Here is an 8,699-nt window from a genome sequence, read left to right as displayed (position 1 = left end):
GACGAAGCAAAAAGATATTATAAGATTTTGGTGCTTCATACAGATACGGAACAGGCTGATAACTTTTATACTTCTTTAGGATTTACAAAGGAAAATCTTAATCCAAATTCAAGTCACTTTATGAAGTTTAAAAGCTAACGGGCGCGTTTCTTTAGGAAATACATCGTTTTTCATTTAAGGGCCAAATATTTGAATAAAGTTAAAAAATTAATTTGTTATTTATGTTTTTACAGTGAGGCTAAAAAAAGAGCAGTAATATATCAAGTGCCTTTCAGCGTCTGACAGAATTCAAATAGTATTATCATTCATCCTATTAGGGATTCTCTCAACAGTCGCACTTGGATGGTATGAAGTTAGGATAGCTGTACATAAAACTTACCCAGTCTTAATCATCTATGAATCGTAAAATATCTCCACAAATTAGAATTCCATATTGTTTTGCCTATTACCATTTTTCCATTCCGCATATTAGAAACATTTATTTAATAAGTATATAGGGATATTCTTCTTATAAAAACGGGGGTCTCTTCAATGAATAATTTTAAAAGCATTTGTGAACAGTTTTCTTTCATTCTCAAAGGAAAGAGCAAAATAGAAAAAAATAGTTGTTCCGTGTCACTACATCGTAATTTTAAGGTGTTAGTTCAAGGTCGCTTAAGTAGTTCTGTTGCTCAAGTTGAAGTCTTATTTGAATCAATTGATCAAAATGGTAAAGCATTATGTTTATCAGAAATTGCAATTTTAGAAGAAGAAATTCCTCTGTTTATGCAAAGCACTTACAATCAACAAAGATTGATTGTAAGTGCTTTGCATAATCACTGGCTATTTACAGAGCCATCAATCATGTATATTCATATTCAATCTATAGAACCACCATTAGAGTTTGCGAAAAAAATGGAACACGCTTTTTCATTTTTGAAAAGTTATCCAGTTCCTTAAAAGTGAATGCATTATGTTTATGTCTATGTCTGAAATTTCCTTAAATATTATTCTATATTACCTGTTTCAACAAAACCATGTTCGAGGGTCCTTATAATTTTGTATTCAAAACTCTGGTATAAGCTTGATAAGCTGCCATAACAGCAATGAAAGAACCTATCAAAAACAAGATAGATCCCCCTAAAGTGAAAATCCTACCGATTAGCGTGTTCCTTTCGATTAAAAGTTCCTCATTCATTCATATCACCAACCAAAATAGAAATGTTATTTGCAGTGTATGTACAAGTAATATAGTTTGTTACACAAAAGGAAAAGACCATGCTGGCGGAGTAGCATAGTCTTTTCTATTTAGAGATGCAAAAGATTTTATGTCAGATATAAAATCCGACACTAAATAATATTTACAGCTTCCAAAATAATTATGCAAGAGGAAAAAAAGCACCTTACTGCGATGGAATTAGTAAGGTGTAAAAGGAAAGGAATTGGTTGGCTTTTGGATAACCAGTACCAATATGGTCAGTATAAAGAGTTTATAAACACACTATTACCTTATTTATTTAAAATACCTACGTTATATGCAAAAATGCCCCCGGGATTTAGAGAGGCCACTGAAAAAGTCCAATATTTAATAAAGGCAGTTGAAAGTTCAATCTAACGAACTTACAACTGTCTTTTTACTTTATAATATTATTATCAAATGTATGTAGGTGGTATTTTAGTGATTTCAAATCAAGAATCTCTCAGTTTTAGCCCATTCATGGCTTTATACGATATTGTTGTACCAAAAGATAATATGCTTCGTAAAATCAATGAGCTTGTAGACTTTACTTTCATATTAGAAGAATTAAAAACAAAATATTGTCATGATAATGGTCGTAATGCAGTTTCGCCAATTCGCATGTTCAAATATTTACTTCTTAAATCAATCTATGATTTGTCAGATGTAGATGTTATTGAACTTTCAAAATACGATATGTCATTTAAATATTTTCTCGACATGGCTCCAGAGGATTCGGTGATTGACCCAAGCTCCTTAACAAAATTTCGAAAACTTCGTCTTCAAGATGTGGGTTTATTAGATATGCTTATTGGCAAAACCGTTGAGATTGCTTTAGAAAAAGAGATTATTAAGAGTAAAACAATTATCGTGGATGCAACACATACAAAAGCTCGTTATAATCAAAAATCACCTAAAGAATTTTTACAAGAGAAATCAAAAAATGTCCGAAAAGCAGTATATCAAATAGATGGATCAATGAAAGGAAAATTCCCATCAAAAACGACTTCTAACGAAGTTATTGATGAATTAGATTATTGTCGTCAAGTCATAACAGTTATTGAAACTGAGCCACAAATCGCCGAGATTCCTGCTGTTAAAGAAAAATTAAACGTATTAAAAGAAGTTGTAGAAGATTATGCAGAACAGCTATGTTTTTCAAATGATCCAGATGCACGTGTGGGACATAAAACAGTTGATTCTTCTTTCTTTGGATTTAAAACACATATAGCTATGAGTGATGAACGGATTATTACAGCTGCGATTGTTACAACTGGTGAGAAAAGTGATGGAAAATACCTGAAAGATTTAGTTGAGAAAAGTAAGGAAGCAGGCATGACAATTGATAGAATCATTGGTGATACCGCTTATTCGGAAAAAGATAATATCCAATATGCAAAAACTGAAGAATTTCAACTAGTATCCAAGCTGAATCCCCAGATCACACAAGGTGCACGAGCGAGAGAAGATGAATTTGAGTTTAATAAAGATGCGAGTATGTATGTTTGTAAAGCAGGTCACATGGCAATACGTAAAGCAAGAACAGGGAAGAAGGGACAAAGTAAAAATCAAAAGGATACATATTACTTTGATATTGAAAAATGTAACGTATGTCCTTTCCGTGAGGGATGTTATAAAGAAGGGGCAAAAAGTAAAACATATTCTGTTTCAATAAAATCTACTGAACACAAGGAACAAGAAGCATTTCAAAACAGTGAAGAATTTACAGAACTTGCACGCTCACGTTATAAAATTGAAGCAAAGAATAGTGAGTTAAAGCATAGACACGGGTATGAAACGGCATCATCTGCGGGTCTATTTGGTATGGAAATTCAAGGAGCCACAGCGATATTTGCAGTTAACCTCAAGCGAATTCTGAAACTCCTTAATGAAAAAGAATAAAAAGGAAAAGGAAAAAGGCAATATTCCGCCTAATAAACAAACGGAATATTGCCTTTTTGTATTCATTATAGATTACAGAAATAAAAAACGTAAGTTTTTCAGTGGCCTCGGATTTAGAGGCAGGGGCTTTTCTATTAACGATTAGTTGGGAAAATACGTCGAACAGTTTCTGTGAATTCATCAAAAATTCCAGATATAGGATGGCCTTCCCTTACATGTGTTGTGTATCCTTCCATCCTGTTTACGAACTCTGGATTTACGGACACATGAACATTTTTAACACTAGGATCAGCTTTTCTGACTTGTTTTGAAATCTTTTCCTTAATCTCATTCGATAGCTCATGATTTTTATTACCTTCTAAAACAGCAGCAACATAAGCAGTTTTGTCTGTTAGCATAACATGACTGTTTTTTACTTCTTTTAGTTCAGATACTTTATCAGCTATCTCATCAGATACTTGGAGTCTTTCTGCTCTAGAATCATTTACTTGAAGTCTTTCGGCTCTAGTATCATTTACTCTTCTCGGAGTTACCTTATTATTATTTCTGAAACCTGGTTCATGACGAACTTTGTTCTCATAATTAACGTTAAATGCATCTCTTTGATGATTAACGCCGCGTTCTGCTCCATATTCATTCACATTCCCGCAGCCAGTTGCAAATATACTCAAGGCTAATCCGGTTACTAAAATACCTTTTCCTTTCATTTCAATACACCTTCTTCTGTGGTATGTAATTATTATTTTTCTTCTTATACTGGAGAATTATTCGGGATTTTTTTTGCAAAAAAAGGGGAAATTAACCTAGGATGTTTTCATCAAAACCAAAACGATTATATTTCTATGGATGTTTTTATATTTGAAATTACAGAAGGAGAGGGCATAATATATGATTTGGAAAAGTTGTTTCATAATGTGTTTATCTTTCCTATTTTTTATTTTCCTCAATAAATACTCTTGCAGGTATTAACAAATTTCAGGGGGAGGAGGGCATAATTTACCCGAAAATCCAGTAAATAAACCATTTAATAGATTATAAAATGCTTGTAAATATATATAATAAATAAGTTTATGAAGTTAAAATTTCATAAGCTGGTCTATTTCACTTTATCGAAGAATTTCTACATGTTAATGTCCACAACCCAACATTTTTTTAATTTCGACAAAATTCCCCTAACTTCTACAAAGATATTATGTATTATTAAATTATGTTCTATTATTTTCAATATTCGAACAGTATATGTTTGTTTGAAAATTGAAACGTTTCGAGTGAGAAATATTCTAGTGTTAATTATCTAAAAGGAGGAGACGTATTGAGTATAAAAGAAAAGGTAAATAAGTTTACAGAAAAGTTAGATAAAGAAGTAGGGTACAAGCCTTCACGATTTAATGTTAGAACTAAAGATAAAAATGGAAATTTATTAATTCTTAATACATACTCGAACCAATTTCTTAGAATTGATTTAGAAGATACTGAGAACGTAATAAAAACATTAAACAAACCAAATGCAAATCTCGATCAGCCTTATTTAAGTGAATTTGTTAAAAGGGGCATCATTATTCCTTCAACTATTGATGAATTTAGAAGGGCCGAGTATCTTCATCAAGAAACTCTTACTTTAGGAGGTGGGTTAGAACTAACAATAATGCCAAACGAAGATTGTAATTTTAGGTGCAAGTATTGTTATGAGTCTTTTGCGAAAAATTTCATGTCAGAATCAGTTCAAAAAGGAATCATTAAATTTTTAGAAAAGAATTTACATAGGTACAAATTTTTAAATGTTAGTTGGTTTGGCGGAGAGCCTCTTACCGCTATTCCTATAATAGAAGATTTATCAAGGCAAATGATAGATTTATGTAAAAAAAATCGCATTCCATATGCAGCCGGCATGACGACAAATGGATATAATCTGAATCTTGATGTTTTTAAAAAAATGCAGAAATGCCGTGTAAGAAAGTATCAAATCACTATTGATGGTACAGCTGAAACACATGACAAACAACGAGTACAAATAAATGGGGATAGTACTTTTGAACAAATTGTTAAAAACCTTAAAGATATTAAAGAAAATATTAAATCACATTCTTTTCATATAATGATAAGGTCAAATATAACTGGTCCAGTATTACACAATATTGATAAATACATTGAGTTTCTTAAGAAAGAGTTTTCAGGTGATATTAGGTTTAGTTCTTTTTGGCAAGCAGCAGGAAACTGGGGAGGAGATTCTGTAAAGCAAATTGAAAGTACATTTTGTAATACCACCGATTATCTATCAGCTTTAGGAGATGCGTCAGATGAAGGTATAAGTTTTAATATGTACAGAGATATGATGAAGCCTACCGGGAGTGTTTGTTATGCTTCAAAGAAAAATAGCTTTGTAATTGGGTCAGATGGAATAATTTATAAATGTACAGTTGCCTTTGACATGGAAGAAAACCAAGTTGGTATGTTGTCAGAAAATGGTATCATGCATATAGATCATGATAAACACTCTTTATGGGTTGCAGGCCATGAATCAATTGACCCTACATGCCAAAAATGTTATTTTAGACCAGCTTGTCAAGGTGCCACATGTCCACTTGAAAGAATGAAGATAGACACACAACCATGCCCAGATGTGAAAAAGAGTATAAAAGAATATATGAGAATACTTGCAAAAGATGATAATCAAATAGAAGATCTTAGAATGTGAATAGCAAGGAGAATGAGATGAATATTAAGGAAAGAGTTACAGAATGTTTATTTAGACTAGGTATTGAAATAGAAGATGATGAGTCCTTTGAATTGAGTGAAACAATCACAGATTCTTTCTTTTTTATAACTATTATACTTGAATTGGAACAAGAGTTCGATATTGAAATCCCAGATGATTACTTATCAATAGACTTATTCCAATCAATTGATCACTTAACTGAAATTATTACAGAGAAGTTAATAAAATAGGACAGATAATTGAAAGGAGGTGAACTTTTCAGTATGAAAAAAAAATTAATTAAGCCAAAAGCAAAAATAAAAAATTCATCGTTGGTACTTGCTTATAACAATGAATGTGTAAATAGTGGATGCGCAAACGGTGGATGTTCAAATGCTGGTTGCACAAATCATTGTTAGAGTAAGTAAGTAGTGTTTAGAGAATCCGAAAATCGTTAGAATTTCGGATTCTTAATAAGCTTTAAGAAAAGGTGATAATGTGTGGATTTAGATTGGAGACAAAAAAAAGGTGAAAATATAAATATCGTAATTTTAGACAGTGGTGTAAGTAGCAGCCATCCCAAATTTAAAAATATAAAATTCAGAGGAATTTCTATTACAGATACTAAAAAAAGGTATAAGATTGAGGACGATGTTATAGATAAGCTCGGACACGGTACTGCAGTTACTTCAATCATAAAAAAATTAGTCCCTAATTCAAATATAACAATAATTAAAATTTTTCAAGATGATTTTTTTTGCACTGAAGAAAAATTAATTTTTGCTCTGAATTATGTATTAACCAATGTTAATTGTGATATTTTACATTTGAGTTTAGGTGTAACAACTTCGAGCGAAAAATTGGAGATGTTTAAGATTTGTGAAAAGCTTTCTCAAAAAGGAGTTATCATTGTCTCTGCTTTTGATAACGGAGGGGCTCTATCTTATCCTGCAAGTTTTAAGAATGTCATTGGAGTTGATACAAGTTCAATTGTAAAGGCTGATTACGAATATGAATATGTAGCAAGTGAAATTATTAATATTAGGGCAAAAGGGTCTTTTCAAAGAGTATCTTGGACTAATCCAGAATATATAATTATGCATGGGACAAGCTTTGCTGCTGCATATGTATCAGGATATGTTGCAAAAATAATGCAAACAGGTAAACGAAGCATGGAGGAAGTATTGAATCAATTATTTATAAGTGCTACATACTGTTACAAAGAAAATGATACTTATTTAAAAGATAATATGGACTTTTTAAAAAAAATTAAAAAAGCAGTAGTATTTCCATTTAACAAGGAAGTGCATAGTTTAATTAGATATAAAGATCTTTTAAGCTTCAACTTATGTTCTGTTTATAGTTCAAAGTATTTAGGACATGTGGGTCGTTCCACATCCAAAATATTACCAGGAGAAATTGATTATACAACTATAATTAAAAATTTGGATGATATAGATTGGAACAATGATGATTTTGACACGTTTATATTGGGACATACAAATCTACTGGATACAAAATTAAAAAAAGATTTAAAAAGAGAGATACTAATAAACTGTATAAAGTATAATAAAAACGTTTATTCTTTTGATGATTTAAGCTCTTATAAAGAGATAATTATAGGGGGGGATAAAAGCAAGGAAATATTCTTCCCAAACATTGATGAAACTACTATACCACAGCATCACTTTGGAAAGCTTCAAAAAATATCCAAACCTGTTTTGGGGGTTTTTGGTACAAGTTCTAAACAAGGTAAGTTCTCCTTACAATTAACTTTAAGAAAATTATTCGTTGATGAAGGCTATTCTGTAGGTCAATTAGGAACAGAACCGTCATCACTTTTATTTGGAATGAATGAAGTTTATCCTATGGGTTTTAATTCAAATGTTAAAGTTTCAAGTTCTGATGCAATAAAAGTATTAAATAATATGATGGGAAAGATCGAAGATACGAATCCGGACATTATAATTGTAGGATCTCAATCCGGAACAATTCCCTATGATACAAGTAATTTAAGTTCTTTTACAATTCCGCAGACGGAATTTATCTTTGGTACTTTACCTGATGCAATTATTTTGTGTGTCAACTTTGAAGATGAACTTAAATATATTAAAAGCACTATCAATTTTTTGGAAAATATAATTGATACTAAAGTTCTTGGACTTGTACTTTATCCAATAAGAAACCTTAGCAGTCCGATTTTTACTAATTCAAATTCAATTTCCATCCAAGAATTAAATAATCATGCTGAAAATTTAAGTAAATATACAGGGATAAATACTTTTATTTTGGGTGAAAAGCATCAGATGGAGTCCTTATTTGAGGAGATTATAAATTTCTATTCAGAGGAAAAGGAGGTACATGTATGATTAACAATACAAATACTCCGTTTCTTTTTGCTTTTAGATTAATGTTTCGTTCTGTGCCATTGATAACTGTTTTTATGATAATAAGCACAGTAGTGTTAGGAGTTATACCAGGTTTGCAAGCTTGGTTTATTAAATATCTTATAGATGCATTGACAGACAGTAAGTTTCATGAAATTGTGTTAATGTTTATAATATTATCCGCTATATCTCTAATTCAAATTCTTCTAATGATATTAAATAATATATTTAGCAGACTAGCAAGAAATAAAGTGAATTTTGTATCTACTGAATTAATGCAAATTTCAGCCAAAGCTGTTCCAACTATAGATTTTTATAATGAAGATTTCCAAGGGAAATTGTCTAGGGCTAAATCAAATGTATATTCGCCATTTAACTTAATTGAAAGCATTCTAGTTTTATGTCAATTAGTAATAGCATTAATTACCTTTATAATCTTTGTCTTTTCACTAAGTGCATGGCTTTGTATAATATTTATTTTCTGTATCTGTCTATATAG

General features: G+C 31.1%; 9 protein-coding genes. 8 read left to right on the top strand and 1 reads right to left on the bottom strand.

Going from position 1 to position 8,699, the window contains the following annotated elements:
- The first annotated feature begins 531 nt into the window (after window positions 1-531).
- The 3 genes from LRP81_RS22650 to LRP81_RS22640 all read left to right on the top strand — a co-directional run bounded on the left by LRP81_RS22650 (window position 532) and on the right by LRP81_RS22640 (window position 3,118).
- Window positions 532-939: a DUF1259 domain-containing protein gene (locus LRP81_RS22650; protein ID WP_230505383.1), complete on the top strand. Its 408-nt coding sequence runs from the start codon at window positions 532-534 to the stop codon at window positions 937-939.
- Window positions 940-1,390: 451 nt separating this feature from the next.
- The gene (locus LRP81_RS22645; RefSeq protein ID WP_230505381.1) at window positions 1,391-1,594 is read left to right on the top strand and encodes a hypothetical protein; all 204 of its coding nucleotides are present in this window, start codon (window positions 1,391-1,393) and stop codon (window positions 1,592-1,594) included.
- A 63-nt stretch (window positions 1,595-1,657) separates the two neighbouring features.
- Window positions 1,658-3,118 (top strand): IS1182 family transposase, encoded by a 1,461-nt coding sequence (locus LRP81_RS22640; RefSeq protein WP_230505379.1) that lies wholly within the window; start codon window positions 1,658-1,660, stop codon window positions 3,116-3,118.
- Between the two features lie 134 nt (window positions 3,119-3,252).
- On the opposite strand, the gene LRP81_RS22635 is transcribed toward LRP81_RS22640, so the two are convergent.
- Window positions 3,253-3,825, bottom strand: coding sequence for a YhcN/YlaJ family sporulation lipoprotein (locus LRP81_RS22635; protein ID WP_230505377.1), 573 nt, complete (start codon window positions 3,823-3,825; stop codon window positions 3,253-3,255).
- Window positions 3,826-4,430: 605 nt separating this feature from the next.
- Between LRP81_RS22635 and LRP81_RS22630 the strand changes: the two genes are divergently transcribed.
- From LRP81_RS22630 to LRP81_RS22615, 5 genes are all read left to right on the top strand, one after another.
- A complete protein-coding gene (locus LRP81_RS22630; RefSeq protein ID WP_230505375.1) occupies window positions 4,431-5,813 on the top strand; it encodes a radical SAM/SPASM domain-containing protein in 1,383 nt (460 codons plus the stop codon).
- The gene (locus LRP81_RS22625; RefSeq protein ID WP_230505373.1) at window positions 5,810-6,064 is read left to right on the top strand and encodes an acyl carrier protein; all 255 of its coding nucleotides are present in this window, start codon (window positions 5,810-5,812) and stop codon (window positions 6,062-6,064) included. Before LRP81_RS22630 ends, LRP81_RS22625 begins: the two co-directional genes overlap by 4 nt.
- A 33-nt stretch (window positions 6,065-6,097) precedes the next feature.
- Window positions 6,098-6,232: a hypothetical protein gene (locus LRP81_RS23295; RefSeq protein ID WP_263458278.1), complete on the top strand. Its 135-nt coding sequence runs from the start codon at window positions 6,098-6,100 to the stop codon at window positions 6,230-6,232.
- A gap of 81 nt (window positions 6,233-6,313) precedes the next feature.
- Complete coding sequence (locus LRP81_RS22620) at window positions 6,314-8,182, top strand: S8 family serine peptidase (RefSeq protein WP_230505371.1); 1,869 nt, start codon at window positions 6,314-6,316, stop codon at window positions 8,180-8,182.
- The coding region (locus LRP81_RS22615; protein WP_230505369.1) for a hypothetical protein at window positions 8,179-8,699 on the top strand (521 nt) is incomplete at its 3' end. The genes LRP81_RS22620 and LRP81_RS22615, both read left to right, overlap by 4 nt.

This window comes from Sutcliffiella rhizosphaerae (assembly GCF_917563925.1).
GTDB classification, from domain to species: domain Bacteria; phylum Bacillota; class Bacilli; order Bacillales; family Bacillaceae_I; genus Sutcliffiella_A; species Sutcliffiella_A rhizosphaerae.
Note: the sequence above shows the minus strand (reverse complement) of the source record. Positions and strands in the feature narration are given on the sequence as shown.